The organism is Ensifer sp. YR511 (assembly GCF_900103045.1).
GTDB classification, from domain to species: domain Bacteria; phylum Pseudomonadota; class Alphaproteobacteria; order Rhizobiales; family Rhizobiaceae; genus Ensifer; species Ensifer adhaerens.
In genome coordinates, this window is sequence record NZ_FNGR01000012.1 from 139751 (window position 1) to 165810 (window position 26060).

Here is a 26060-nt window from a genome sequence, read left to right on the forward strand (position 1 = left end):
ACCCCGAAATCGCCATCGAGTCTAGCCGGGGCGCGCGCTTGCGAGGATCGCCTGGGCAAGCGTCTCGGCGGCACGCGAGGGCTTGCTGCGGGGATGGGCGATGTGGAACATGTCCTCGAACGTCATGCGCTCGGGGGCGAGCAGCCGCAGGCGACCGTTGCGTACCCATTCGTCGGCGTAGTGGTCGGGCAAGAAGCCGATATAGGCGCCGGAGAGGAGCAATAGCAGCGTGCCCTCCATGTGCGGCGTGGCCGCCGCCCAGTGGAAGTTTACCCCACAGATCGTCTCGGTAAGCATGTAGGTGCGACCAGCAAAAGACTGCGCTTCCAGAACTGCGTCGGTGAGCGCATCGTCGGGCAGGTCGAATAGCGGGTGACCCTGCGCGCAATAGAGTTTCTGCACCTCGGAAAAAACGGGCTGCGTGCGCAAATGCGGCGTCGCGCTGCCGACCGTCGGCATCAGCACGATCTGATAACCACCATTTAGAAGGCCCTGATGCAGCACCTGCGGCGCGGCGACGTCGATCTCCAGATGCACACGCGGCGCCTGTCGGTGGAAGGCGGCGAGTGCCCCCTGGAGATCGAGATCCCGGTTGGTGATCATCGCGTCGACCGTGCCGAAGGTCAGGCTGCCGGTCAGTTCCCCTTGCGCCTCGCCGACACGGCTCTGGAACTTTTCCAGCGAGCCGAAAAGATCCAGCGTCGCCTCATAAACGAGGCGTCCCTCGTCGGTCAGAAGGAAACCGCTGCGCCCGCGGCTGCACAGGCGTAAGCCCAGCCGCTCCTCAAGGTGGCGCATATGGGTGGAGATGGTCGCCTGCGTCATCCCGAGTGATGATTGCGCGGCGGAAAACCCCCCATGCTGCACGACGGAGGCAAAGACACGCAACAATCTCAACTCTGCATCGCCGAGCGACAGATTGAGGATGCGATGGCGAACCTTGTTGATCATTCATTGATTAAGTCACAACTAAACATCCAATCATAGATATTTTTAAGCGTATCGACCTTCCACACACTCCCTTCATCCTGAGGAGGAGAGACATGGCGGGTAATTCCTATGAAACCGGGCGGCTGAACCTGCCGTTCGTCGGCATCTGCACCTTCGGCAAATATCCCTACCAGCCGGACTGGGATGCGATCGATGCGGATGTGGCGATCCTCGGCGCGCCGTTTGACTGCGGCACGCAATGGCGCGCCGGCACCCGCTTCGGGCCGCGGGCCATCCGCGAGGCATCGACGCTGTTTTCCTTCGGCCATGGGGGCGCCTACGATCACGAGGACGACGTCACCTACCTGCCGAGCGATAAGGTTTCGATCGTCGATATCGGTGACGCCGACATCGTCCACACCGACACGATGAAGAGCCATGCCAACATCGAATTCGGCGTGCGCAAGATCCTGGCCGCCGGCGCGCTTCCGGTGGTGCTCGGCGGTGACCATTCGGTCAACATCCCCTGCATCAACGCGTTTGAAGACGACTGTGCTGAACACGGCCCGATCCATATCGTCCAGATCGACGCGCATCTCGACTTCGTCGACGAGCGCCATGGCGTTCGCTACGGTCACGGCAATCCCATGCGCCGGGCCGCCGAGAAGCCCTATGTCTCCGGGCTCTCGCAATTCGGCATCCGCAACGTTTCCTCGACGGCCAAGGAAGGCTACGAGGATGCGCGATCAATGGGCTCGGATATCCTGTCCGTGCGCCAGATCCGCGCGCTCGGCACGGAGAAGGTTGCTTCGCGCGTGCCGGCCGGAGCCCGCTACTACGTCACGATCGATATCGACGGCTTCGATCCCTCGATTGCGCCGGGCACCGGCACGCCGTCCCATGGCGGCTTCATCTATTACGAGGTGCTGGAGATCCTCTCGATACTCGCCAGGCGCGGCACCATCGTCGGCATCGACCTGGTCGAGGTTGCGCCGGATTACGACCATTCAGGCTCGACCTCGATCCTCGCCGCCCAGGTGCTGATGAACCTCATCGGCCGCGTCATGCACGCCAAGAGAGGCTGAGACCATGGGTCGTATCGCTTACGATTTTTCCGGCGAACACGTGCTGGTGACGGGCGCCAGCCGCGGCATCGGCCGCGCCGTCGCGGAAGGTTTTGCCGCCGCCGGGGCAGAGGTCACAATTCTTTCCTCCGGCCGTGGAATTTACGAGGCCGCCCGCGAGATGTCTGAACGCTTCGGCCGCAGGATCGCGGCGCTCGAATGCGATATCACCGACAGTGCTGCCGTTAAGGCAACGCTTTCGCCGCTTGGTCGCATCGATGTGCTCGTCAACAATGCCGGGCTCGAGCGCATTACGCCGGTGACCGACGAAGACGATAGCGTAGAAGACACGTTCCGACGCATCACCGATATCAACACCAACGGCACCTTTTATGTGACCCGCCATGCGCTGCCTCACATGCGCGAGGGGGGCCGCATCGTCGTCACCGCGTCGATCTGGAGCCGTGTCGCGGTGCCGGAGTTCTCCGCCTATATCGCCTCCAAGCACGCCAATCTCGGCTTCACCCGGGTGATGGCCAAGGAACTTGGGGGACGAGGCATTCGCGTCAATGCCGTCTGCCCCGGCTGGGTTCGCACCGAGGCGGCGATGCTGTCGCTGAAGAACATGTCGCTGCGCACCGGGCGCAGCGAGGAGGACCTGCTGGACGAGATCGTGGGAGCCCAGGTCCTGCCGGGCCTCCTGGAGCCGGAAGACCTCGCTGCACCCTATCTCTTCCTCGCTTCCGATGGCGCAAGGGACATGACGGGCCAGGCGCTGATGCTCGACCGCGGCGAGGTGATGGCATGAGTGCGCGCGTTCTTGTCACCGGCGCCTATCGCGGTATTGGGGCTGCTTGCGCCCTGGCGTTCGCAGCGACAGGAGCTCGGGTTGCGCTTGCCGATATTCGCAAACCGGACGAGACGGCGATTTCGGCCGTACAGGCAGGGGCTACGGAAACCCTGACGCTTGCCTGCGATGTCTCAGACGAAGGTTCGGTCGCCACCATCGGCGAGGTGGTGCAACGGACGTTCGGCGGACTGGATATCGTCGTCCACTGCGCCGGCGTCATTCATGAAGCGCCCTTGCTTGAAACGCCCGTTGCGGATTTCGACCGGGTCATCGCCATCAACCTGCGTGGCAGCTTCCTCGTCGGCAAGATGGCATTGGGGCTGATGGGGGGAACGGCTGAGGAGCCCGCGCGGCTGATCATGATTGCCTCCGACATGGCCTATTACGGCCGCGAGACCTTTTCGCCCTATGTCGCGTCCAAGCACGGCGTGCTCGGTCTGGTGCGTTCCTGGGCAAAGGAATTTGCGCCGCGCGTGCTGGTCAATGCGATCTGCCCCGGTCCGATCGATACCGAGATGCTTGGGGCGGCGAACATGAGCGCCGAATGGCGTGCCAGGGAACTGGCGATACCGCTTGCGCGCTTCGGCAAGCCCGAGGAGATCGCCGAACTCGCACGGTTTCTCGCCGGCTCCGGCGGGCGCTACTTCACCGGCCAGGGGATCGGCAGCAACGGCGGGAGCATCATGCCATGATCGCCAATCCCATTCCCTGGCCGAACGGCGCCAAATGCGCCGCCTCCATCACCTTCGACATGGATGCCGACAGCCTCGTCCATATCGCCCATCCAAAGGATGGCCACAGCCGCGTATCGGCGATCTCGATGCTGCAATACGGGCCGAAAGTCGCGATCCCGCGCATTGTCGAGAGCTATCGGCAACTGAGCATCAAGCAGACCTTCTTCGTGCCGGCCTGGTGCATCGAGCAATATCCGCAGGCGATCGAGGCCATTCTGGAAGGCGGCCACGAGCTGGCGCATCACGGCTTCCTGCACGAGCACCCCCGCGAACTTTCGGACGAGCAAGAGGCGCACTGGCTCGACCGCGGCATCGAGGTGATCGTGAAGGCCAGCGGCAAGCGACCGCGTGGCTGGCGGGCGCCGCTTTACAACTTTTCCCACCGGTCCGCTGACCTCCTGGTGTCGCGGGGCTTTGCCTACGACGCCTCGTTGATGGGTGACGACATTCCCTATCTGCTTGAATGCGACGCCGGCACCCTCGTCGAGCTGCCGTCGCACTGGGGCCTCGACGATTGGCCGCAATATGTCCAGTCGATGGACCTCGACTGCATGATGCCAATCCGCGCGCCGGAGCAGGGCTTTGCCGCCTTTTCGCAGGAGTTCGAGGCGGCCTATCGCCACGGCGCGCTCTGGGTGCCGGTCGTGCATCCCTTTGCCACCGGCCGGCTTGCCCGCTGGGAGGTGGTGCATCGCTTCCTCGAACAGGTTCTCACGCGCGGTGACGTCTGGTTCGCGCCGATGGAGGAGATTGCCGCCCATGTGCGGCGTGTTGTCGAAAACGGCAGCTGGTCGCCGAGGATTGACCGACTGCCCTTCTATTCCGAGCCCGTCACGGCTCGGTAGCCGGCAGCGGGTTTATCCGCTTCCGGAGATCGGCGGCTGATGGAGCCGCAATGGACTTCGCGGAAAGACGCCAGAAGGCGCGACGCGAAAAGGGGAACGACGATGGAAAACAACGATATCGCCTGGCAGAGCGAACTGGCGCGGCGCGCCCGCATCTATGAAGATATCGAGGCAGGCGACCGCTTCGAGGGCACGATGACTGTGCTCGACTACACCGGCATGACGGTATTGACGCTCCTGCTGGTCGTCGGCTTCTGGCTCTGGGGGGCTTGAGATGACCGATCATGCCGCACTCGAACATATCTCCACTTTGAAGACGGAACAGGAAGAGGCCGCCCGCAATCGTGCTGCCGCCGAGCGCGGCGATGCGCCCCTCTTGCCGTCTGAACGGCTCTGGGGCTTCTGGGAGTTCACCTATGCCAATTCGGCACTGGCGATTGCCACCTGGGCCTTTCTGATCGGCGGCTCTGTCGGCCTCTTCGTCGGGCCGAAGGAGGGTATCGCCGCCATTATCATCGGCAACATCGTCGGCGTCGTGCTGACGGCGCTCGCCACCACCACCATGACCGGCCGCTACGGCGTCGAGCAGTTCGTGGCGCTGCGCAGCCAATTTGGTTACAACGGCAGTCGCGTCGTCTATGTGCTCGCCGTCGTCATTCTCACCATGGGGTGGCTTGCGGTTCTCGCGATGATGTTCGGTCGCTCGATCGACGGGCTGATGGCGCTGAGCGCCGGTGAGGCCGCCAATCCGACGGGCGCGAAGATGATCATCGCCGCGATCGGCGCAATCCTGCTCACCTGGTTCATCGTCGCCAAGGGGCCGACCTCGATCAAGTTCTTCAACATGGTCGTGTCGCCGGCGCTGGTCCTCTTGATGGTGGCGATGCTCTACCTCATCCTCAGCCATCATTCGATCGGCGAGCTTCTGGCCTTGCCGGCCCTTGCGCCGCCTTTCGAGGACAAGACGCTGAACTTCATCGTCGCGGTCGAGGTCAATCTGGCAGCCGGCTTCTCCTGGTGGCCTTATATCGGCAATCTGGCGCGGCTGACGAAGAACGAGCGCACCGCCTTCTGGCCCAATGTTCTCGGTATCTTCGGGGCGGCAGCACTCGGCGAAATTGTCGGCCTGCTTGCAGCAGTCGCACTCGGCGAAAGCGATCCGACGATCTGGATGACGAAGATCGCCGGTCCGATGATCGGCATCGTCGCGCTGCTTTTCGTCGCCTTCGCCAACATGACCTCGATGGCAAACATCCTCTACACGTCGATCGTCGGCCTCAGGCAGGTCGGAACCGCATCGGTTCGCGCCATTTCCTGGGGCGCAATCCTGTTCCTCTTCTGCCTCATCCCGTTCGGGCTCGTGGTCTTCTACCCGCAGATGTATGACGGCTTCTTCATCTTCCTCGTCTGGACTTCGGCGCTGAATTCCGCGCTCGCCGGCATCGGGATCGCCGACTACTTCTTCCTGCGTGGCCAGAAGCTCGACATGCGCAGCCTGCACGGACCGCAGGAAAACGGACCCTATCGGTTCTGGGCGGGCTTCAACCCCATCGGGCTCTTTGCCCTTGCGGTCGGCTTCATCGTCTATGTCGCCGTCTTCAATCCGCAGACGCTGGCAAGCCTGCCGGCCTTCAAATACCTGACCGCCTCCGTGCCGTCCTGCCTTGCCGCAGGCGCCACCCACTACGTGCTCACGCGGCTTTTTGCCCGTGGCCGTGGTTGGGGCCAATACCCGTAACGCCTGGAGAAGACCGCCATGAGCGACACCTACGACTACATCATCATCGGCGCAGGATCGGCCGGCTGCGTGCTCGCCAACCGCCTTTCGGAGGACCCGTCGACCAGGGTGCTGGTTCTTGAATTCGGCGGCAGCGACAAGTCGATCTTCATCCAGATGCCGACGGCGCTTTCGATCCCGATGAACGGAACGAAGTACAATTGGAAATACATGACCCTGCCGGAGCCCGGTCTCGACGGCCGGCGCGTGCATTGCCCGCGCGGCAAGGTCATCGGCGGCTCGTCCTCGATCAACGGGCTCGTCTACATGCGCGGCCACGCCAGCGACTTCGACGAGTGGGAGGAACTGGGTGCGCGCGGCTGGCGCTACGCCAACTGCCTGCCTTATTTCCAGCGCGCCGAAAGCTGGCAGGACGGAGGCGACAGCTATCGCGGCGCCTCAGGTCCGCTTGCGACCAATGCCGGCAACGGGATGAAGAACCCGCTCTACGGCGCCTTCGTCGATGCCGGCCGCGAGGCGGGTTACATCACCACAGACGACCCGAACGGGCACATGCAGGAGGGCTTCGGGCCGATGCACATGACCGTCAAGGACGGCGTGCGCTGGTCGACGGCCAACGCCTATCTGAAGCCGGCGATGGAGAGGCCGAACCTCACGGTCATCACCCATGCGATGACGCGGCGCGTGCTTGTCGAAGGCAAGCGCGCCGTTGGCGTCGAGTACGAGCTCGGCGGCGAGCGTCATGTCGCGCGCGCCAACCGCGAGGTGCTGATTTCCTCCGGGCCGATCGGATCGCCGCACCTGTTGCAGCGCTCCGGTATCGGGCCAGCCGCCGTGCTGCAGAAGGCCGGTGTTCCCGTGCTGCACGATCTGCCAGGGGTCGGCGAGAACCTGCAGGATCATTCCGAGGTCTACATCCAGTATGCCTGCAAGGAGCCGATCACGCTCAACGGCAAGATGGGGCTCTTCAGCAAGGCTTTGATCGGGGCCGAATGGCTCTTGTTCAAGAAGGGGCTTTCGGTCTCCAACCACTTCGAAAGCGGCGGCTTCATTCGCTCCGACGCGTCGCTGCAATGGCCGGATATCCAGTTCCACTTTCTGCCGGCCGCCATGCGCTACGACGGTAAGAAGCCGCTCGACGGCCACGGTTTCATGGTGCTGACCGGTCCGAACAAGCCGAAGAGCCGCGGCTATGTCCGGCTACGCTCTCCGGAAGCCCATGAGCAACCGGATATCCTTTTCAATTATCTCGACCGCGAGGAGGACCGCGAGGGCTTCCGCCGCTGCCTGCGGCTGACGCGCGAAATCATCGCCCAGCCGGCCTTCGACCGCTTCCGCGGCGAGGAAATGGCGCCGGGCAAGGATGTTCGAAGCAACGACGAGATCGACGCCTGGGTGCGCGAGACAATGGAGAGCACTTACCACCCTTGCGGCTCCTGCCGCATGGGTGAGGACGGAATGGCAGTCGTCGACAGCGAGCTCAAGGTCCGCGGCATCAACGGGCTGAGGGTGATCGACAGTTCCGTCTTTCCGTCAGAGCCGAACGCCAACCTCAATGCGCCGACAATCATGCTGGCGGAACGCGCCTCCGACATGGTGCGCGGCAAGCCACTGCTTGCGGCTTCCAACGCCGCAGTCGGCGTCGCCCCCGGCGTTGGCGTCACCCAGCGCAGTGGAAAGCCGCTTCGCGCCGTCCGGCAATAATGATCCTTGGAAAGGGCGGTGCGTCATGTTGCGCGGTATCGGTTACGTGGTCGCCCGGCGGCTTCGCGGCGATGACGAGGACCCAGAGGATTGGGCCATGGCGGTCGAAAGGCTCCTCAATCGCCTGATCGCCCGATGCGGCCTTGCGATCGGGCGATCGCATCGGCCAGCCGGAAAAGAAGAGGCCTCATTCGATCCGCCGGAACGCCGGCATAGCCCAAAATGAGCGCAGCCGGCTGAGGTGTCGCGATCGTGTAGTCGGACAGGGGATAGCATTGCAGTCCGGCATCGAGCACGGCGCGGTGGGAGGCCTGGTCTTCCCGGTCGCCCTCCAGCCAGGCGAGTGCATTGAGCCCGCTTTCGGAGCAGTCGATGCGGGCAAGTCCGGCAAGCGCATCCCGCCCGGCTAACATGAAAGCCTCGCGGCGCTCGGCGTAAAGGCCGCGCATCCGGCGCAGATGGCTGGCAAAGTGACCGCCGCCGATAAACTCGGCGAGTGCGAGCTGGGTTTCCACCGGGACGCTGCGGTGGATCAGCCCCGAGAGCGTGCGAAATGTCCCGACGAGTTGGGGTGGCAGGACGAGAAAGCCAACGCGGATGCCCGGATAGAGCGCCTTACTAAAACTGCCCGCGTAGATCACCCGGTCGTCGCTGTCGATGGAGCGCATCGAAGGCAAAGGCGCGCCGTCGTAGCGGAATTCGCTGTCGTAGTCGTCCTCGATGATCCAGGCGTCGCTCGCCCGCGCCCATTCGAGCAGGGCAAGCCGGCGTGGCAGCGATAGGGTGATGCCGAGCGGGTGGTGGCGCGACGGCATGACGAAGGCGAGGCGCGCGTCGGGATAGCGAGCCATCGCAGCCTCGACATCCATGCCGTCTGCATCGACATCGGCCGGACACAGCCGCAGCCCAAGCGTGCGAAACAGGTTGCTGGTGGTCACCGGCCCGGGATTTTCGAACCAGATCCCGTCGCCAGGATCGGCAAGCGCCAAAGCCGAAAGCGTGAAGGCGGCGTGCCCCCCGGGCGTGATGACGATCTGTTCGGGATCGCAAGGATCGCGCCGGTGCAGGGCCAGATATTCGGCGATCCTCTGGCGAAGCACCAGTTCGCCCGCGACGTCGCCATAGCCCATGGCCACGGCCTTGCCGCCGCGCGTCACGGCGTTCCAGCATTTCCTCCACACAGCGAAGGGAAACCGGTCGAGCGCCGGACGGTTGGGGAGGAAAGGCCTGTCTTCCATTTGGCCGATATCGGCCGACATCCGGCATGACAAGTCGCCAATTCGCGATAGCCGCGGCGGCGCGCGGTCGGCGACATCGTGGCGGGTGGGCCTCGACAGCGGCTTTGCCGGTTGGCGCGGCAAGGCGGCCGAGACGAAAGTACCGGCACCCTGTCGTGCCTCCAGATAGCCCTCCGCCTTCAAGTTATCGAGCACCCGCACCAGCGTCTGGCGCGACAGTCCCAACTCCTCGGCAAGGATTCGGCTTGCAGGGAGCCGTGTTCCGGCGCGCAGGTGCCCTTTCAGGATCGCCATGCGCAATTGGTCCTGCACCTGGCGGAATTTCGGCAGGGCGACTGCCGCGTCGAGGCGAAGGAAAGGCAGGATTGGCCCTTCAAGCTGTTTGACCACCGGTGCGCCTCCAAAAATTGGTACAGTAGAATGCACCATAATGGACGTTTCTTCGTCGTCCAATTGTTACATCCTGTCCCTACACGAAAACGCACCGATGCAGCCCTTCGCAGGACGCAGACAAGGTGCGGGGGAACCGGGAAAGGCGGCGGTGCCGACGACCGGATGCAAGGACAAAAAGCAGCCATCGCCCACGATCCGTCGTCGACGGTCAACAGGAGGAATTCATGAACAAGCTTCTATCGCGTGCAACCAGTCGCGCCTTCGTCTCCACACTCGCCCTGGCGGCGGCCCTGCCGGGTCTTGCCCAGGCTGAGGCATCGCAAGAGCTGGTCGCTGCCGCAACGAAGGAAGGCATGTTGACCGTCATTGCGCTTCCGCACGACTGGTGCAACTACGGAGACGTCATTGCCGTCTTCAAGGCGAAGTATCCGGGCATCGAAGTCAACGAACTGAACCCCGACGCCGGTACCGCCGACGAGCTCGAAGCCATCCGCGCGAACAAGGGCAACACAGGTTCGCAGGCGCCTGACGTCGTCGATCTTGGCCTGGCTTTTGCGCCGGCTGCCGCCAAGGAGGGCCTCCTTCAACCCTACAAGGTGGCGACCTGGGACGAAATTCCTCAAAACATCAAGGACGAGCAAGGCTATTGGTACGGCGACTACTACGGCGTCATGGCCTTCGGTGTGAACAAGGATCTGCTTGATACTGTACCGGCCGACTGGTCGGATCTGTCGAAGTCGGAGTACTCTGGGGCTGTCGCACTCACCGGCGATCCACGGTCTTCGGCACAGGCCATCCTGGCGCTGATGTCGGCAGGCATCTCGCGGGGCGCCAAGCCTGGAACGGAATCGGGCGGCAAGGGCCTGGAGCTCTTTGCGGAACTGAACAAATCCGGCAATTTCGTGCCTGTGCTCGGCAAGGCCGGCACGATCGCGCAGGGGCAGACCCCGATCGTCGCCGCCTGGGACTACAATCTGTTGGCCTGGCGTGACGCGTTGAAGGGCAACCCGCCGATGGACGTCGTCGTACCGGCAAGCGGTGTCGTCGCCGGGGTCTATGTTCAGGCAATCTCGGCCTACGCGCCACACCCGAACGCCGCCAAGCTCTGGATGGAATATCTCTATTCCGACGAAGGCCAGACCGGTTGGCTGAAGGGCTACTGCCACCCGGCGCGCTTCAATGCCATGTTGAAGGCTGGCAAGTTCCCGCAGGAGCTGCTCGACAAGCTGCCGCCTGCCGAAGCCTATGAAAAGGCGATCTTCCCGACGGTCGACGAGCTTTCCGCCAACAAGACGGCGATCGTCGAGGGTTGGGACAAGGTGGTCGGCGCCAACGTGAAGTAATCCTCCGCTTGAGAGAGAGGCTTCACTGGTCGTGACGCCTCTCGCCCCCTTTGGCGCAATTTTCCCAGGGACAAATCCGATGACGACAAGCGTCGCATCCCTGCCGGCCGTCTTCCGGCCACGACAGGTTCTCAGCTGGTTCGGGGTCGCCCCCTTCTTCGTCTTCGCCACGCTGTTCCTCATCCTGCCCACGCTCAACATCGTGCTCGGCGCGTTCCGCAACGCTGAGGGACAGATGACGCTGGAGAACCTCGGCAAGCTTCTTGCGCCATCCATACGATCGGCCTTCTGGATCTCGATCGAGCTCAGTCTGCTGACAGCGGCGCTCGGGTGTCTGTTCGGCTTCCTCATTGCCGCTGCCATCACGCTCGGCGGCCTTCCGCGCCCCCTTCGCAATGCCATCCTGACCTTCTCAGGCGTCGCTTCGAATTTCGCCGGCGTGCCGCTCGCCTTCGCCTTCATCGCAACCCTCGGCCGCCTTGGTTTCGTGACGATGCTGCTGCGCCACTGGTTCGGCATCAATCTTTATGGCGCCGGCTTCAACATCGTCTCCTTCCTCGGACTGGCGCTTACCTACCTCTATTTTCAGATCCCGCTGATGGTGCTGATCATCACGCCGGCACTGGAGGGGCTGCGCCGCGAATGGCGAGAGGCGGCCGAAAGTCTCGGCGCCAACGGTTTTCAGTACTGGCGCCTGGTGGCGTTGCCAGTGCTCTGGCCCTCGCTTCTCGGCACGCTGGCTTTGCTTTTCGCCAATGCCTTTGGAGCAGTTGCGACCGCCATTGCGCTGACCGGCTCATCGCTCTCGATCGCGCCGATCGTCCTGTTCGCCCAGATCCGCGGTGACGTGCTCAATGATCCGCATCTGGGTTATGCGATCGCCTTTGCCATGATCCTTCTCACCGCCATTGCCAACGCAATCTATATCCTCCTGCGCATGCGCGCGGAAAGGTGGGTCAAATGAGGGAAAGGCGCGTCTGGTCCTGGCTCGCCGTCGCTTTGGGTGGGCTCTATTTCCTCCTTCCGCTCGTCGGCATGTTTGACTTCTCCATGCGCATGCAGCGCGATGGCTACAGCTTCGAAGCTTACCGCGTCGTGCTGGCCGATCCGCAGTTCCAGCAAACCTTCGGCTACTCCGTCGTTCTGGCCTTGCTCACGATCGTTCTTGGAATCCTGCTCATCGTGCCGACGGCCTATTTTGTCCGGCTGCGGTTTCCCGGGTTGCGCCCCGTCGTCGAGTTCCTGACGCTGCTGCCACTGGTCATTCCGCCGATCGTCATCGTCTTCGGCTACATCCGCATCTACAATACATCCTCCGTCCTGCCGCTCACAGGAAGCTGGTGGGGTACCAATCTCCTCCTTCTGTTCGGCTATGCGACACTGTCGCTGCCCTACATGTATCGCTCCGTCGACACGGGCCTGCGCACCATCGATGTCGGCAGCCTGACGGAGGCGGCCCAGAGCCTGGGGTCCGGCTGGACGCGGATCCTTGCCGTCGTCATCCTGCCAAACGTCTTTGTCTCGGTGCTATCCGGCGCCTTCCTGACCTTCGCGATCGTCATCGGCGAATATGTCTTTGCCGCCTTGCTCAACGTCGGCTCGTTCGGCCCTTACATGGTCTGGATGGGTGGCAACCGCGCCTACGAACCCTCGGCGCTCGCCGTTGTCGCTTTCGCCATCACCTGGGCCTGTATGGCCCTGATCCAGCTTGTCACCCATTTCTCCAAATTCTCCACCGTGAGGCGTTGACCATGGCTTTTCTAGATATCCATCACCTGGAAAAATCCTTTGGCCCGACCCGTGTCGTCAAGGATTTCAACCTCGACATCGAAAAAGGGGAGTTCGTCTCCTTCCTCGGCCCGTCTGGCTGCGGCAAGACCACGGTATTGCGCATGGTCGCCGGCTTCGAGACGCCGACATCAGGCGCGATCAGCATCGACGGACGGGAGGTGACAGGGCTTGCCGCCAACCGGCGCAATATCGGCATGGTGTTCCAGTCCTATGCACTTTTCCCAAATTTGACGGTGGCGGAAAACATAGGCTTCGGCCTCAAGGTCGCGGGTGAGGGCAAGGCGGCCATTGCACGGCGCGTCGGTGAAATGCTGGATCTGATTGGCCTGCCTCAACTCGGGGGGCGCTATCCGTTCCAGCTCTCCGGCGGCCAGCAGCAGCGTGTGGCGCTTGCGCGCGCACTGGCGCCGCGCCCGCAAGTGCTGCTGCTCGACGAGCCGCTATCGGCTCTGGACGCGAAGGTTCGCATTAGCCTGCGTGACGAGATCCGTCGAATCCAGCGCGATCTCGGCATCACCGCCATTTTCGTGACGCATGACCAGGAGGAGGCGCTGTCCATTTCGGATCGCGTCGTGGTCATGCACCAGGGCGTCGCCGACCAGGTCGGCACGCCGTTCGAGATCTACAACCGGCCGGCGACGCGCTTCGTTGCGCAATTCGTCGGTACGCTCAATCTTCTCGACGCCGACGTGTTGGATGCGACCACCGGCAAGGTGCGGCTTGGTGGTGTCCCGGTGGCGCTGGACCAGCCGCTTAATGGTCGGCCCGGCGAGCGCATCAGCCTGGCGATGCGTCCAGAATCGGTCGAACTGGGGCGCAGCGACTGCGATCGCGTCGTCCTTTCCGGCGAAATTGCAGCAGTGCATTTTCTCGGTTCAGTGATCCGCATCAAAGTGGCGGTCGCGGGCCAGTTCGTTTCGCTCGATACGTTCAACCAGCCCGACAGGCCGCCGCCCTCGGTTGGCACCACCGTAGAGGTCAGCCTGCCGCATCGCGATCTTCTGGTGCTTGCCGCCTGATGTTCCCTCAGCTTTGAAGTCGCCTGTGAAGGAGCCGGCTCTTTGACCGAAACGACGTTTGACGATCTGGCGTCGCCGGACTGGCGCGCAAAAATTGCCACCCTTTCCGGCCCGGCCCGCGCCCGGCTGGCGGAGCGGGCGCGCAACGCGCCGCTGTTTGCGCACGCCTATGCCTTTCATCTCAACATGCGTTTTGGCGGAGTGACACCGCTGCAGCTTGCCGAATTCGCCTATGAGCAGCGGCTCGTCGGCCTCAAGGTCCATGTCGAGGACGGCGAGGCAGCCAGTCTCGCCGGTATGTCAGACGCAGCGCTTTCTGAATATGGTGCCGCAGTCGAGCAGTTCGGACTGGAGCTCCATATCGAGACCAGCACGACGCAGGAGACAGGTCTCTTTGATGCGGTACGTATCGCGCTTGCCACTGGCGCGACGTCGCTGCGTTGCTATCCGCGCTACGAGGGACGCGTCTCGGAAATTGTCTCACAAACGATTGCTGATCTGCGACGATTGGAGACCTTCGATCCCGAGGGGCGGCTTCGCTACACGCTCGAACAGCACGAGGACCTGAAGTCGGAGGAGCTGATCGGCATCGTAAAGGCTGTCGCCAATCCGCGCCTTGGCCTGCTGTTCGACTTCGGCAACATGATCAATGCCTATGAGCTGCCGTTGCCGGCGCTTGCCGCACAGGCACCCTATGTGACCGAAGTGCATGTCAAAGACTGCCTCGTCCAGCAAGATCGCGACGGCTGGGCGCACCTCGCCTGCCAAACTGGCACCGGCCATCTGCCGCTGCATGCGATGTTCGTGGACCTGCTTCTGCTTGGCCAGGACCGTGCGCAGGTCTTAAGCTTCGGGCTCGAGGAAGAGGAGGGCTATTTCGCGCCCGCCCTGCGCTTCCCCTCGGAGGAAAGCGACCCGTTCATCGCGGCTCGCTCCGCGAGTTTCACGGACATCGGGACCACCGACCTTGGCGCGCGGCTGCGCCAAGAGGCCATCGCCGCTCATCGGCAGCTCGAAACCGTAAGAACCATGCTCAATCAGATTGCTGCCGAAGCTTTGAGGATAGAACGATGACCCATGAGCCTGACTGCCCACCGCCCTACATGGCACTTGCGCACGCCATGGCCGATGCCGCTGCCAGCGTCATCCGTCCGCACTTCCGCAAGCGTGTTGTCGTCGACGCCAAGGCAGACTCCAGCCCCGTCACCATTGCCGACCGCGACGCCGAGGCCACGATGCGGCGCATGATCGAGGCGCAGTTTCCCAACCACGGGATCAGGGGCGAAGAATTCGGCGCATGCCGAACGGATGCCGAATGGGTGTGGGTGCTCGACCCGATCGACGGCACGAAGTCCTTCATCTCCGGCTCGCTCGCCTTCGGCACACAGATCGCATTGCTCCATCGCGGCAAACCTGTCCTCGGCATGATCAATCAGCCGATCACCGGCGAACGATGGTTCGGCATAGGCTCCTCCGCGACCCTTAATGAGGAGCCGATCCGCACCAGCGAAAAGACCGCGCTCGGCGAGGCGATCCTCTACACCTCGGCCCTTGAGCAGTTCGACCGCGCGCGCCACGAGCGCTTCGATGCCTTGACTGCCAAGGTACGCTTCACCCGCATATCTCACGATTGCTACGCGGCCGGGCTGCTGGCGCTGGGCGGCATCGACCTACTCGTCGAAAGCAATGTTTTCGACTACGACATCCTGCCACAGATGCCCATTATTCTGGCTGCAGGCGGCATCGTGACCGACTGGGATGGGCAGCCTCTTGCGGATGCGACACGGTACGACACCGTGTTGATGGCTGCAAACGCCGACCTCCATCGAGCCGCGGTGAAGATCCTTAGCCGGCTAGGATGAAATCCAGACGAACGGGCCGCTTAATCAATTGCCTGATCGTCGCGCTCGGCTTCAGCACCACCCATCCTCGACAATCATTGTCGCGAACAAAGCGCAGTTAGGCCGAACTCGACGTTGCCGTAGCCGTGCTCGGTGAACATTCCGCACATCGGCACTAAAGCTCAGTTCATGGTGGCAATTTGCGGACGCTTCAGTGGGCGGTAGCTAGCCGCCCGACGATACCACCAAGGCCTCAGCCTTCGAAGCAGAGGTATTGACGAGGCGATGAGGTGTCTGCGGCAAGTTTCCGGATGTTCCGATCCGCTCGGTTCCAGCGCGGTGCGTTGTCATTGCATCGTACTTTCACGTATCTTGAGCTCGAAGCCCAGGTCAACGATTGGCGATGCGATTGGCAGGCCAGCCAGTCGATCAAGCACCATCTGTACAGCCTGTCGGCCGATTTCATAGCGCGGCGTGCGGATGCTGGTGAGCGACGGATAGGCGACGTGCATCATGTCGAGGTCGTTGAAGCCGCAAATTGCCATGCGGTGCGGCACGGCGATGCCTGCCCTTTGGCATTCAAACAGCACGCCCATGGCCAAGTCATCATTGTTGCAGAAGACGGCGTCGAGATCGGCGACCTTTGCCAATGCGTCGGCCAGGAGCTGCCCGCCGAGCGAGACGCGAGACGGCGTCAACGTGGTTGTCACCAGCTTGGGATCAAAGGACTGTGCGGCCTCGAGCGCCGAGCGGTAGCCGGCGAGGCGGCGCTGCGAGCGTGGATCCATTCGGGCGCCGATGAAGCCGATGCGGCGATATCCCGCCTCGATCAGATGATTGGTGGCCACCTTGCCGCCATCGAAGTGGGAGAAGCCGACCAGCATATCGACCGGATCCTCGCCATATTCCATGATCTGCACGATGGGGCAATCCGCGCTCTCGAGCAGTTTGCGGGTCGTTTCGGTCTGGTCGATACCGGACACGATCAACGCCGATGGCCGCTGGCCCAAAAACATCCGGATCAGCCGTTCCTCTTCCCGTGGAGAGTAGTGGGTGTTGCCCATCTGGATCTGCAGCGGGCCGTCGCCGAGCCCGTCATAGATGCCTCGAAGGGTGTCGGCGAAGACGATGTTCGTCAGCGACGGCACGAGAACGCCGATCACATCGGCTCGCGCGGACGCGAGCGCGCGAGCATTGGGATCGGGCGCATAGCCAAGCTGGATCACCGCCGTATCGATCTCGGCGCGCAGTTCGGCCGAAACGAGCGATGGGTCGCGCAGCGCGCGCGAGACGGTGATCGCCGCGACGCCGGCCAGTTTGGCGACGTCGGCGATCGTCGGCCTGCCACTGCCGCGCCGGCTTGCCTTGCGGCCCTGGTCTCTGGAGACGATGTCGTCCGTCACGTCGATCCCTGCCGGTTGCGCGCGCGCAAGGTCTCCACATCGGTGTTGCCGACATACCAGTTCCTTGCGTCGACCTCATCGAAGACGACGGAAATTTCACGCTCGGCAAGCCCGGTCGCTTCGGCAATCGCCGTTACGACCTTGCTTGCGATCGCAGCTTTCTTGACCGAAGGATCGTCGCCGAGGACCTCTCGTACGATGGTGATCCGCACGAACGGCATGATTGACCTCCTGCCTCAGTAGAGACGTGCGCCGTTGACCATCAGCCGAACGGCATAAAGCGAACTGGTTGCGCAGATGTAGAGGATGTTTCGCTTGGGCCCGCCGAACACGCAGTTGGCGGTGTTTTCAGGCACTCTGACCTTGCCGAGCAGGGTGCCGTCCGGGTGATAGCAGTGGATGCCGTCGCGGGCACTTGTCCAGATCCGGCCTTCGTCATCCAGACGGAAGCCGTCAAACAGCCCGGCGGTGCAATCGGCAAAGACCTCGCTACCCGACGCGGTACCAGTTTCATCAACATCGAATACACGCATATGCGCTGGAAGATCAGGGCCGTGCGTCCGTCCGGTGTCGACGACGTAGAGCCGTCTTTCGTCAAGGGAGAAGGCAAGGCCGTTCGGCCGCACCATGTCTTTAATGACGGCAGTGACCGCGCCCGTCGCCGGGTCGACGCGATAGACATGGCAGGCGCCGATTTCGCTTTCGGCCTTGTGGCCTTCGTAATCGCTCTCGATGCCGTAGGCAGGATCGGTAAACCAGATCGACCCGTCGGAGCGCACGACGACATCGTTCGGTGAGTTGAGCCGCTTGCCGTTCCAGCGATCGGCGATGGTTGTGATGCTGCCGTCATGGTTCGTGCGGGTCACGCGGCGGCCGCCGTGCTCGCAGGTCACCAGGCGGCCCTGCCGGTCGGTGGTGTTGCCGTTTGAAAAGTTCGACGGCTGCCGGAAGACGCTCACATGCCCATCGGTCTCGTCATAGCGCAGCATCCGGTCGTTGGGGATGTCCGACCAGACGAGATAGCGCCCGGCGGCGAAATAGGCCGGCCCCTCGGCCCAGCGACACCCCGTATAAAGCTGCTCCACGCGGGCGCTGTGGTTGACCAGCCGGGCAAAGCGCGGGTCTACGATCTCGAAATCCTCGGCCATAGGGCTCCCTCATGCGGCAAAGAACGTATTCTTGAGCGTCGCGATATGATAGCGCTATCATTGCGGAAGGAAATAGGCTTCCTTCCGAGACGTCGAAATCACGCTGATTTCGATCTTAAACCGGTGATATTCGGTCCTCCGTAATCCGCAAATGTTACTTTACAATCGCATGTGGTAGCGCTACCTAATTAAGAGACAGCGGTGTTTTCGGGAGGAGACCAGAGCGCCTCGTCAATGGTGAAAGCAGGCATCCAGCGTGCCGGTGCCGCAGGAGTTCGTGCCGCTCGAGGGTGAGTTTCATCCCCGGGCTGGAGAACAAACAAGTGGCGCGCCAATGGGAGGGAATGTCGATGGTCAAGTCACTCGCTGGCGGCATCGTTGCCGCCACTGCCTTTTTCATGCTGGGATCTGCTGCCTATGCAGATCCGGAAATCGTTTCAGGGCCTGCAGCCGAGCCGGAATGTTTCGCGCCGTGGTCGGCGGATACGAAATTCTTCAAGTTCCCGAAAAAGGACGGCCCGTATCGCATAGCACTTGCCAACGGCTACATCGCCAACACCTGGCGTATCCAGATGGTGCAGACCGCCAAGGCCTATGCCGCTCAACCCGACGTCGCAGCCAAACTGAAGGAGTTCAAGGTCGTTTCGACGGGCGAGGATGTGCCGGCCCAGATCTCGGCGATCAACAACTTCATCGACTCCGGCTATGACGCGATCGTCGTCAATGCCCAGAATCCGACGGCGTTTGCGCCGGTCATCAAGCGGGCGAAGGAAGCTGGCGTGGTGCTGGTCGCCTTCGACAACATCCTCGACACCGAGGACGCCATCAACGTCAACGTCGACCAGAAGGGGCTCGGGCAATTGTGGGGCGACTGGCTCGTCAAACATCTGCCTGATGGCGGCAAGGTGCTTGAGGTGCGCGGTGTCGCCGGCACGTCTGTCGATACCGACAGGCACGACGGCATCCATGAGAAGCTCCAGGCGTCGGGCAAGAAGTTCGAGGTCGTCGAGGTCATGGGCAAATGGGACGACGGCGTCGCCCAGAAGGTGACTGCGGACGCAATCGCAACCAGCGGCCCCTTCGACGGCATTACCGGGCAGGGCGGCGACACCGGCATCGTTCAGGCGATGATCGACGCAAAGCACCCCTTCGTGCCTTTCGGCGGCGAAACCGAAAACGGATTTCGCAAGTTCTGTGCGGCACATGCCGCCGACGGCCTGAAATGCTCGTCGGCTGGAACCGGACCCGCGCAAGTGGCCGTCGCCATCAAGACGGCGATTGCCGCGCTCGAGGGTCAGGTGGTGCCGCAGTCGGTCAAATTGCCCTTGGCCATCGTCGAAGATCCGAACTTCAAGGAAGGCCAGGATTATTTCCAGGCGGAGTCCGACAATTTCTTCGTCGGCAATTCGTTCCCCACCTGCGGGATCAATTTCTCCGCCCAGGAGATCATGAAGCAGAGCAAGGATAACCAGTAGTTCGATCAGGATCAGGGCACCGCACAGCTGTGCAGTGCCCTGTCGTCAACAACGGTTTCCGGAGAGCGCAATGGAAAGCGGCGCACCGCTCTTTCGCATGGAAGGCATATCGAAACGCTACGGCGGGGTGCGGGCGCTTGAAAATGCCGAACTGTCCGTCAGGACCGGCGCCATTCACGCCGTTCTTGGCGAGAACGGTGCCGGAAAGTCGACGCTCATCAAGATCATGGCGGGCGTTGTGGCCGCCGACGAGGGGCAGATGACGCTCGATGGACAGCCCGTGACGTTTGCGTCACCGGCCGCCGCCAACGCCGCCGGCATCGCCTGCGTCTTCCAGGAGCTGTCGCTGATCCCGGAACTCAGCGTCGCCGACAACATCGTCATTTTCAATCCGCCGACCCGGTTCGGCATGATCGACCGCAAGGCCCAGCGGCGTCTGGCAGAAGAGGCGCTGGCGCGTGCCGGTGCTACAGACATCCACCCTCTGGCGCTGGTCAAGGACCTGCCGCTGTCGCGCCAGCAGATCGTCGAGATCGCCAAGGCGCTCGCGCGCAAGCCACGCATCCTCATTCTCGACGAGGCAACGTCGGCACTGACGGCGGCCGATGTTTCCAAGGTCTTTGCCGTGTTGAAGCGGCTGCGCTCTGAGGGGCTGGCGCTTGTCTACATCTCGCACCGGATGAACGAGATTGCGGAACTGGCAGACGATTGCACCGTGTTTCGAAACGGCAGCAAGGTTGCAAGCTACGCGGCAGGAACAAGGAGCGACAGCGAGGTCATCGAGATGATGATCGGTCGTGAATATCATAGCGTCTATCCACCCAAGCCGGGCCCGCTTGCACCAGCGGCACCCGTCCTTGAGACGCGAAATCTGTCCTGGGCGAACCGCCTTCACGACATCTCGTTTTCATTGCGTGCAGGCGAAATCGTCGGTCTCGGCGGGCTGGACGGGCAGGGACAGCGCGACCTCCTCCTGGCGCTGTTCGGGGTCTTGCGCGGGCTGCGCGGCACGGTTCTCGTCGACGGCAGAGCGATCAGCATCGGCAGCCCTGCGCAGGCGCGCCGGCACGGCATCGGCATGGCGCTCATTCCCGAGGACCGCAAGACCGAGGGGCTGATGCTGCCGATGACGGTGCGTGACAATCTCTCGCTCGCCTCTCTCGACCGGCTGACGCGTGGCGGGATCATCGATCGCCCCAAAGAAGAGAGCGCTATCGACCGGATGATGACGTTGCTGTCCATCAAGGCGGGGAACATTGACGCGCCGGTCGGGGCGCTTTCGGGCGGCAACCAGCAAAAGGTCGTCATTGCGAAGTGGCTGATGCGGCAGCCGCGCATCGTCCTTCTCAACGACCCCACGCGCGGCATTGACGTCGGCACCAAACAGGAGATCTACCAGCTCTTGCGGCGTCTGGCGGACGAAGGGGCGGCTATCCTCTTTTATTCGACCGACTATGCCGAACTCATCGGCTGCTGCGACCGGGTCCTCGTGCTCTATGACGGGGCGGTAAAACGGGAGTTGGCGGGCCCTGAGATAACGGAGCGCGCGCTGATTGCGAGCGCACTCAACATTCCGTCCGCAGACCCAAGCCACCGGGAGCCCATCCAATGAACGACTGGCGGTATCGACTGACGGAACACCGGGGCACGCTGGCGGCGGTTGCGATCTTCGTGGTGATGTTCATCATCTACACAGCGAACCATCCGGCCGGCTTCACCGCCAACGTTATCCAGACGGCCGCCAACAAGGGCGTGCTGCTTGCCTTTGTCGCGATGGCTCAAACCATGGTGGTGATCACCGCCGGCATCGATCTCTCGGTCGGCATGATCTTCCTTCTCACCAACTGCCTGGCCTCGTGGCTGGTCGTTGGCTCGCCGCTTGAGACGGCCTTCGGCGTCTTCGTCGTCCTGAGTGTTGGGGCCTCCTGCGGCGCGATCAATGGCGCCATTGTCATCTATGGGCGGCTGCAGCCGATCGTGGCGACGATCGCAACTGGGGCGGTCTATTTCGGCTTTGCCCTGTTGCTGCGGCCTTTTCCCGGCGGATCCGTCAACGAGGGGCTCGCGGATGCCCTGACCGGCCGGATTTTCGCAGTTGTGCCAGCGAGCCTCGTCGCGCTTGCAGCGGTTGTCGTCGTGATATGGGTGCCCTTCAGCCGGTCGGTCTATGGGCGTGCAGCCTATGCCGTGGGCTCCTCCGAGACGGCCGCCTACATGTCCGGCATGCCGATCCGCCGCGGCAAGTTGCTCGCCTACACGCTTGCGGGCCTGGTCGCCGCACTCGGGGGGCTGTTTCTCACCTTTTTTACCTATACCGGCGACGCAGCACTCGCCAGCGGCAACGCCTACACGCTGTTTTCGATCGCAGCCGTGGTGCTGGGAGGCGTTTCGCTGTTCGGCGGCAAGGGCAGCGCCATCGGCGCGGTCTTCGGTGCGCTGGCATTCCGCACGATCGGCGACCTGTTGTTCGTTTTCGATCTCGATCCACTCTGGCAACCGCTGTTCCAGGGACTGATCCTGATGGCGGCCATCAGTCTCGGGGCCCTTGCGCTCTTCAGGGTGCGCAATAGATTGGAGTGGTTCCTGTGAGCGAGACTGCAATGACTGGCGCAACCGGACGCAAATCGACCTTCATACGCAATCTCGACCCGGCGGTGGTCACTGCGTTCGGCTGCATCCTGCTGCTGCTTGTGCTCGGCAGCCTCTATTCGCGCAGCTTCCTGTCGCCGGAGTATCTGCTGCAGCAATTGAAGGTGGCGTCCTTCCTCGGCATCATCGCCACCGGCATGATGCTCGTCATCCTGCTCGGCCAGATCGATCTTTCGGTGCCGTGGACCGTTGCCACGGGCGCGATGATGGCCTGTGCGGCCGCGGCCTACGGTCCGGTCGGGACAGCGCTTGCCATTCCCTTCGGCGTCCTGTGCGGCATCGGCATCGGGCTCATCAACGGCGTCGGGGTTGCCTATCTGCGCATCCCCTCGATGATCGTGACGCTGGCGACCAATGCCGTCGCCCAAGGGGTGATGGTGGTCTATACGGGCGGGTTCTCGCCACAGGATTCCGCCACTACAGCCATGCGCTATCTCGCCACCGGCGCTCTGGTTCCCGGTATTCCGAACGTGGTTTTCATCTGGGCGCTGATCGGCGCGGCGATGGTCTTTCTTCTGCGTCGGACGGGCTTCGGGCGCGCGGTCTACGGCATCGGCAATCGCGAGCGCGCGGCCTATCTCTCTGGCATCAACACCCGCCGCATCGTCATGATTGCCTTTGCCGCCTCGGGCGGGCTTTCGGCGCTTGGCGGGGTGCTGCTCGCGGGCTATGCCTCGAAGGCAGCGCAATCCATGGGTGACGCCTATCTTCTTCCGGCCATAGCGGCGGTCGTCCTTGGAGGAACGTCAATCCTCGGCGGGAAGGGATCCTATCTCGGCACGGTGGCGGGCGTCATTCTGATCACGCTCCTGCAATCGATCCTTTCTGTTACGCAGATGCCTGAAGCCGGGCGCCAGATCATCTACGGTGTGGTGATTATCCTGATGCTTCTGCTCTATGGTCGCGCGCCGGCGAGCCGGTAGGAATGCGGGCTCGCGACATGTCACTCGGCATCGCACCTTGACGCTCCGCATCGCCGAGAACAGTGTTCGACGCTGTCGCGAACGACACCGGACTAGAGTCCAAAACCGATTGCGCTTCTCGCACGTATATTCATGGAGGTCGCTATTCTTCAGGAGCAACATGAAAGCGCGCGCAAGATTTCAGGTAGTCCTAAGCCTGCTGATTTTGATCGGGACCATTTTCGAGCCGCTCAGGGCGATCGCGGACGAGGCGCGCCCGGTTCGCATCGATGTCGGCGGCTTCAGTCTGAACAGCGTACTTCTTAAACCCGGCAAGCAGACGAGCCTGCCGCCGATCGTTTTCATCCACGGTGCCAGCGCCAGTCTTTACGACCCGATGTATGCCTTTCGCGGGAAGCTCGAAGGAAGAGCGACGCTTTTGTTCGTCGATCGGCCGGGACATGGCGGCTCGGATGTCGGCGGACCTGAAAACATACTGCCTGACGGACAGGCGGACGCCATCGCAAGTCTTATGGCAAGGCGCGGGATCCCGAAGGCGATCATTGTCAGCCACTCCTTTGGCGGCGCGATCGCAGCGGCCCTTGCCGTGCGTCATCCCGAAAGGGTTGTCGGTCTCGTCTTCCTGTCGCCAGCCGTCTACCCCTGGAACGGCGGCGTCGCCTGGTATTATGACGCAGCAGCCGTTCCTGTGTCGGGTGCGCTCTTCAGCACTCTGATCGCCCCGCCAATCGGCCTTCTTGCGATCGGCAGCGCGACCCGCGCGACATTTGCGCCGAACAAAATGCCGAAAAACTATCTGCGTGGAGCCCGGACCCTGCAGGCCCTCAGGCCCGCAGCCTTCCGGCACAATGCCCAGGAAGTGGCGGCACTCAACGACTGGACCCGGACGGCAAGTCGGAAATACCGCAAGATCAAGGCGCCGACGGTCATCATCACCGGTGACGTCGACAGGATTGTCTCACCCAATGTGCATGCACGGCACCTGGCCCGGGATATCCGCGGCGCGAGGCTTATGGTCGTGCACAATCTCGGGCACAAGTCGGACTATGTCGCAAGCGATCTGGCCGTCGCGGCGATCGAAAAGATCAGTGGCCGGAAAGTCGATCTGAGCGCCGTAGCAAGGACGATCGAAGAGCGGATCGCGGCAGATGGCGAGCGTTGATCTCTGGCGGTTGAGGTGCAGGGCCGGCATGGTCGCGCTCTATGGAACGGCGGGCGTTCTGCACGTGGCCTTTCCAGCGCCCTTTGTCGCCATCACCCCTTCGTGGGTGCCTGACGCGCCAGAGGTGATCTTGCTGACAGGACTTTGCGAGATCGCAGGAGCGATCGGTCTGCTGATCCCGGCTCTTCGCAAATATGCCGGCATTGCGCTCGCCCTTTATGCGGTGCTCGTCTTTCCGGCCAATATCAAGCATGCACTGGACAGCCTGAGTGCGCCGGAAGTCGCTCCTTGGCAGTGGCTGTATCACGCCGTCAGGCTGCCGCTGCAACCGGTCGTCGTCTGGCTCGCTGTCTTTGCAGGAGGTGTCGTGACCTGGCCTCTGCGGTGCAATCGGCCGCGACGGCAAGCGGGTGGCTGACGGCGCAGTGCTCGCATAGGTGGCCGAGAGGGGCTTCGGGCTCGGGCGCCGACGTGCTAGTCAAGCTGCCATAGGGATAACCGAAGCTCTGCCTCGAAACCCGACATGTCCATTCCATGTCGGGGCGATCGCTGGTTCGTGCCCGCATGGGTCATCATGCAGGGAGAACGTGCGCATGAACCCTATCGTTGTCTTGCTCGCATTTGCGACATTTGCCACAGGAACCGCTGAAAACATCATAGTCGGCATCGTCTCCGATGTCGCCGGCGAGCTTGGCGTTTCGATCGCGCTTGCCGGGCAGTTGACGGCCGTTTTTTCGATCGTGTTTGCCTTGACGGCGCCCTTGGCGCTCGTCCTTACGATGAAGATCGAGCGCAGGCGCCTTCTTCTTTGTGCCCTGGGCCTGTTCGTCGTTAGCAATCTCTGTGCGGCAGCGAGCTCCAATTTCGCAACGCTTGTCGTCGCCCGCATCGGCATGGCCATGGCGAGCGCGACCGTCTGCCTTCTGGCAACGATGTTGGCGACCGAGCTGGTCGCGAAAGACATGAAAGGTCGAGCCATCGGCATCATTTTCATGGGGATCAGTGGCTCGCTGGTTCTCGGCGTTCCCGCGGGAATTTTCATCTGCGGACTTATCGGCTGGCGGGGCGTCTTCATCGCACTGTCCCTGCTGGCCGGCTTGGTGTGGTTGGCAAGCTGGCGGCATGTTCCGGTCTCCGCTCGCCGTAAAGCCGCCCTTCCAAGGTATCTGGACCACCTGCGAAAGCCGCCTCTCGTTGCGGGCCAGTTTGTCTCCATTCTGATGATTGGCGGGCACTTCGTGCTGTTCGCCTTTCTTGGCCCCTACCTCGTTGAGATTGCCGGCGTTGCCGCGGAAAACATCGCGATAGCCTTTGCGGTCCTTGGTATTGCCGGCGTGAGCGGTGGCTATCTCGGTGGTTGGCTTGCCGACCGGTTTTCGCCGCGCAACGTCCTTTTGCTCACGCCGACGGTCTACCTGCTCGCCCTTGTCACGATACCGTTGGTCGAGGGCAGCTCATGGGTGATGTTCAGCGTGCTGATGATCTGGGCCTGCATCAGCTGGATGATCTCGCCGGTGGTACAGAGCTTCTTGATCTCAGCCGGGCCGGAGACGGCCGATACCGGCATAAGCCTGAACCTGTCGACAATGCACATCGGTGTAGGGCTCGGGACGGCAGTTGGGGGGATCGCGCTTGCAAACCTTTCAGTCCACGCCCTGCCGTGGGTTGGCGCGATCATTGCGGCGCTTGCCGTGGTCGCGAGTTTCTGCGCGTTCTGGTCGTCGAGGTTAGCAGAAAGACCACGAGAATGCATTCCAGGCCAAGCCAAAAGTCCTGCCGCATAAATCGGAACTCATGGGATTTTGGAGTA

The 26060-nt window shown here is 62.5% G+C and carries 25 protein-coding genes; 20 read left to right on the plus strand and 5 right to left on the minus strand.

Translation table 11 applies throughout. From position 1 onward, the window contains the following. Positions 1-21 precede the first annotated feature (21 nt). Positions 22-951, minus strand: coding sequence for a LysR family transcriptional regulator (locus BLU15_RS20875; protein WP_051659442.1), 930 nt, complete (start codon positions 949-951; stop codon positions 22-24). 92 nt (positions 952-1043) lie between these two features. Between BLU15_RS20875 and speB the strand changes: the two genes are divergently transcribed. The 7 genes from speB (at position 1044) to betA (ending at position 7865) form a co-directional block, all read left to right on the plus strand. Next, positions 1044-2015, plus strand: coding sequence for an agmatinase (gene speB, locus BLU15_RS20880; RefSeq protein WP_060582008.1), 972 nt, complete (start codon positions 1044-1046; stop codon positions 2013-2015). 4 nt (positions 2016-2019) lie between these two features. After that, positions 2020-2802 carry an SDR family NAD(P)-dependent oxidoreductase gene (locus tag BLU15_RS20885; RefSeq protein WP_060582007.1) on the plus strand — a complete coding sequence of 261 codons (783 nt, stop codon included), beginning with the start codon at positions 2020-2022 and terminating at the stop codon, positions 2800-2802. Continuing rightward, complete coding sequence (locus BLU15_RS20890; RefSeq protein ID WP_090297722.1) at positions 2799-3536, plus strand: SDR family NAD(P)-dependent oxidoreductase; 738 nt, start codon at positions 2799-2801, stop codon at positions 3534-3536. Before BLU15_RS20885 ends, BLU15_RS20890 begins: the two co-directional genes overlap by 4 nt. Next, on the plus strand, positions 3533-4423 hold the full coding sequence (locus BLU15_RS20895) for a polysaccharide deacetylase family protein (protein WP_090297725.1): 891 nt from the start codon (positions 3533-3535) through the stop codon (positions 4421-4423). Before BLU15_RS20890 ends, BLU15_RS20895 begins: the two co-directional genes overlap by 4 nt. 102 nt (positions 4424-4525) lie before the next feature. Further along, positions 4526-4696 (plus strand): hypothetical protein, encoded by a 171-nt coding sequence (locus BLU15_RS20900; protein WP_090297727.1) that lies wholly within the window; start codon positions 4526-4528, stop codon positions 4694-4696. A 1-nt stretch (position 4697) separates the two neighbouring features. Beyond that, positions 4698-6161, plus strand: a complete 1464-nt coding sequence (locus BLU15_RS20905; protein ID WP_090297729.1) for a cytosine permease — start codon at positions 4698-4700, stop codon at positions 6159-6161. A gap of 18 nt (positions 6162-6179) precedes the next feature. After that, positions 6180-7865, plus strand: a complete 1686-nt coding sequence (gene betA, locus BLU15_RS20910) for a choline dehydrogenase (protein WP_090297732.1) — start codon at positions 6180-6182, stop codon at positions 7863-7865. Between the two features lie 116 nt (positions 7866-7981). On the opposite strand, the gene BLU15_RS20915 is transcribed toward betA, so the two are convergent. Next, positions 7982-9493 (minus strand): MocR-like pyridoxine biosynthesis transcription factor PdxR, encoded by a 1512-nt coding sequence (locus tag BLU15_RS20915; protein WP_176960321.1) that lies wholly within the window; start codon positions 9491-9493, stop codon positions 7982-7984. Between the two features lie 227 nt (positions 9494-9720). Between BLU15_RS20915 and BLU15_RS20920 the strand changes: the two genes are divergently transcribed. The 6 genes from BLU15_RS20920 (at position 9721) to BLU15_RS20945 (ending at position 15511) form a co-directional block, all read left to right on the plus strand. Then, on the plus strand, positions 9721-10839 hold the full coding sequence (locus tag BLU15_RS20920) for an ABC transporter substrate-binding protein (protein ID WP_090297738.1): 1119 nt from the start codon (positions 9721-9723) through the stop codon (positions 10837-10839). A gap of 79 nt (positions 10840-10918) precedes the next feature. Further along, a complete protein-coding gene (locus BLU15_RS20925; protein ID WP_060520830.1) occupies positions 10919-11803 on the plus strand; it encodes an ABC transporter permease in 885 nt (294 codons plus the stop codon). Continuing rightward, positions 11800-12588, plus strand: a complete 789-nt coding sequence (locus BLU15_RS20930; protein WP_060520829.1) for an ABC transporter permease — start codon at positions 11800-11802, stop codon at positions 12586-12588. Before BLU15_RS20925 ends, BLU15_RS20930 begins: the two co-directional genes overlap by 4 nt. A 2-nt stretch (positions 12589-12590) precedes the next feature. Further along, positions 12591-13649 (plus strand): ABC transporter ATP-binding protein, encoded by a 1059-nt coding sequence (locus BLU15_RS20935; RefSeq protein WP_060644218.1) that lies wholly within the window; start codon positions 12591-12593, stop codon positions 13647-13649. A gap of 42 nt (positions 13650-13691) precedes the next feature. Further along, positions 13692-14723, plus strand: coding sequence for a sugar phosphate isomerase/epimerase family protein (locus BLU15_RS20940; protein ID WP_060520827.1), 1032 nt, complete (start codon positions 13692-13694; stop codon positions 14721-14723). Beyond that, the gene (locus BLU15_RS20945) at positions 14720-15511 is read left to right on the plus strand and encodes an inositol monophosphatase family protein (RefSeq protein WP_060520826.1); all 792 of its coding nucleotides are present in this window, start codon (positions 14720-14722) and stop codon (positions 15509-15511) included. Before BLU15_RS20940 ends, BLU15_RS20945 begins: the two co-directional genes overlap by 4 nt. 326 nt (positions 15512-15837) lie before the next feature. Here BLU15_RS20945 and BLU15_RS20950 read toward each other — a convergent pair whose 3' ends face one another. Genes BLU15_RS20950 through BLU15_RS20960 form a run of 3 tightly spaced genes read right to left on the minus strand, consistent with a single transcriptional unit; the run spans position 15838 to position 18041 of the window. Continuing rightward, on the minus strand, positions 15838-16893 hold the full coding sequence (locus BLU15_RS20950; protein ID WP_234824553.1) for an HTH-type transcriptional regulator GntR: 1056 nt from the start codon (positions 16891-16893) through the stop codon (positions 15838-15840). Next, a complete protein-coding gene (locus tag BLU15_RS20955) occupies positions 16890-17114 on the minus strand; it encodes a tautomerase family protein (protein ID WP_034798561.1) in 225 nt (74 codons plus the stop codon). Before BLU15_RS20955 ends, BLU15_RS20950 begins: the two co-directional genes overlap by 4 nt. Positions 17115-17129: 15 nt before the next feature. After that, positions 17130-18041 (minus strand): SMP-30/gluconolactonase/LRE family protein, encoded by a 912-nt coding sequence (locus BLU15_RS20960; protein ID WP_060644216.1) that lies wholly within the window; start codon positions 18039-18041, stop codon positions 17130-17132. Positions 18042-18391: 350 nt separating this feature from the next. Here BLU15_RS20960 and BLU15_RS20965 point away from each other — a divergent pair, with 350 nt between their 5' ends. The 7 genes from BLU15_RS20965 (at position 18392) to BLU15_RS20995 (ending at position 26034) form a co-directional block, all read left to right on the plus strand. Next, positions 18392-19516 (plus strand): sugar ABC transporter substrate-binding protein, encoded by a 1125-nt coding sequence (locus BLU15_RS20965; protein ID WP_034798635.1) that lies wholly within the window; start codon positions 18392-18394, stop codon positions 19514-19516. 70 nt (positions 19517-19586) lie between these two features. Further along, positions 19587-21128 carry a sugar ABC transporter ATP-binding protein gene (locus tag BLU15_RS20970; protein WP_090297741.1) on the plus strand — a complete coding sequence of 514 codons (1542 nt, stop codon included), beginning with the start codon at positions 19587-19589 and terminating at the stop codon, positions 21126-21128. Continuing rightward, positions 21125-22105, plus strand: a complete 981-nt coding sequence (locus tag BLU15_RS20975) for an ABC transporter permease (RefSeq protein ID WP_090297744.1) — start codon at positions 21125-21127, stop codon at positions 22103-22105. The genes BLU15_RS20970 and BLU15_RS20975 overlap by 4 nt, the downstream gene beginning before the upstream one ends. Positions 22106-22116: 11 nt before the next feature. Beyond that, positions 22117-23088 carry an ABC transporter permease gene (locus BLU15_RS20980; protein WP_090297747.1) on the plus strand — a complete coding sequence of 324 codons (972 nt, stop codon included), beginning with the start codon at positions 22117-22119 and terminating at the stop codon, positions 23086-23088. A 160-nt stretch (positions 23089-23248) separates the two neighbouring features. After that, positions 23249-24250 (plus strand): alpha/beta fold hydrolase, encoded by a 1002-nt coding sequence (locus tag BLU15_RS20985; protein WP_090297750.1) that lies wholly within the window; start codon positions 23249-23251, stop codon positions 24248-24250. Continuing rightward, positions 24237-24668, plus strand: a complete 432-nt coding sequence (locus tag BLU15_RS20990; protein WP_244546790.1) for a DoxX family protein — start codon at positions 24237-24239, stop codon at positions 24666-24668. The genes BLU15_RS20985 and BLU15_RS20990 overlap by 14 nt, the downstream gene beginning before the upstream one ends. 175 nt (positions 24669-24843) lie before the next feature. Continuing rightward, positions 24844-26034 carry an MFS transporter gene (locus tag BLU15_RS20995; protein WP_090297756.1) on the plus strand — a complete coding sequence of 397 codons (1191 nt, stop codon included), beginning with the start codon at positions 24844-24846 and terminating at the stop codon, positions 26032-26034. Positions 26035-26060 lie beyond the last annotated feature (26 nt).

Coding starts and splice junctions, on each gene's coding strand:
- BLU15_RS20875 (WP_051659442.1), bottom strand. CDS start 951: ATGATCAACAAGGTTCGCCATCGCATCCTCAATCTGTCGCTCGGCGAT.
- speB (WP_060582008.1), top strand. CDS start 1,044: ATGGCGGGTAATTCCTATGAAACCGGGCGGCTGAACCTGCCGTTCGTC.
- BLU15_RS20885 (WP_060582007.1), top strand. CDS start 2,020: ATGGGTCGTATCGCTTACGATTTTTCCGGCGAACACGTGCTGGTGACG.
- BLU15_RS20890 (WP_090297722.1), top strand. CDS start 2,799: ATGAGTGCGCGCGTTCTTGTCACCGGCGCCTATCGCGGTATTGGGGCT.
- BLU15_RS20895 (WP_090297725.1), top strand. CDS start 3,533: ATGATCGCCAATCCCATTCCCTGGCCGAACGGCGCCAAATGCGCCGCC.
- BLU15_RS20900 (WP_090297727.1), top strand. CDS start 4,526: ATGGAAAACAACGATATCGCCTGGCAGAGCGAACTGGCGCGGCGCGCC.
- BLU15_RS20905 (WP_090297729.1), top strand. CDS start 4,698: ATGACCGATCATGCCGCACTCGAACATATCTCCACTTTGAAGACGGAA.
- betA (WP_090297732.1), top strand. CDS start 6,180: ATGAGCGACACCTACGACTACATCATCATCGGCGCAGGATCGGCCGGC.
- BLU15_RS20920 (WP_090297738.1), top strand. CDS start 9,721: ATGAACAAGCTTCTATCGCGTGCAACCAGTCGCGCCTTCGTCTCCACA.
- BLU15_RS20925 (WP_060520830.1), top strand. CDS start 10,919: ATGACGACAAGCGTCGCATCCCTGCCGGCCGTCTTCCGGCCACGACAG.
- BLU15_RS20930 (WP_060520829.1), top strand. CDS start 11,800: ATGAGGGAAAGGCGCGTCTGGTCCTGGCTCGCCGTCGCTTTGGGTGGG.
- BLU15_RS20935 (WP_060644218.1), top strand. CDS start 12,591: ATGGCTTTTCTAGATATCCATCACCTGGAAAAATCCTTTGGCCCGACC.
- BLU15_RS20945 (WP_060520826.1), top strand. CDS start 14,720: ATGACCCATGAGCCTGACTGCCCACCGCCCTACATGGCACTTGCGCAC.
- BLU15_RS20955 (WP_034798561.1), bottom strand. CDS start 17,114: ATGCCGTTCGTGCGGATCACCATCGTACGAGAGGTCCTCGGCGACGAT.
- BLU15_RS20960 (WP_060644216.1), bottom strand. CDS start 18,041: ATGGCCGAGGATTTCGAGATCGTAGACCCGCGCTTTGCCCGGCTGGTC.
- BLU15_RS20965 (WP_034798635.1), top strand. CDS start 18,392: ATGGTCAAGTCACTCGCTGGCGGCATCGTTGCCGCCACTGCCTTTTTC.
- BLU15_RS20970 (WP_090297741.1), top strand. CDS start 19,587: ATGGAAAGCGGCGCACCGCTCTTTCGCATGGAAGGCATATCGAAACGC.
- BLU15_RS20975 (WP_090297744.1), top strand. CDS start 21,125: ATGAACGACTGGCGGTATCGACTGACGGAACACCGGGGCACGCTGGCG.
- BLU15_RS20980 (WP_090297747.1), top strand. CDS start 22,117: ATGACTGGCGCAACCGGACGCAAATCGACCTTCATACGCAATCTCGAC.
- BLU15_RS20985 (WP_090297750.1), top strand. CDS start 23,249: ATGAAAGCGCGCGCAAGATTTCAGGTAGTCCTAAGCCTGCTGATTTTG.
- BLU15_RS20990 (WP_244546790.1), top strand. CDS start 24,237: ATGGCGAGCGTTGATCTCTGGCGGTTGAGGTGCAGGGCCGGCATGGTC.
- BLU15_RS20995 (WP_090297756.1), top strand. CDS start 24,844: ATGAACCCTATCGTTGTCTTGCTCGCATTTGCGACATTTGCCACAGGA.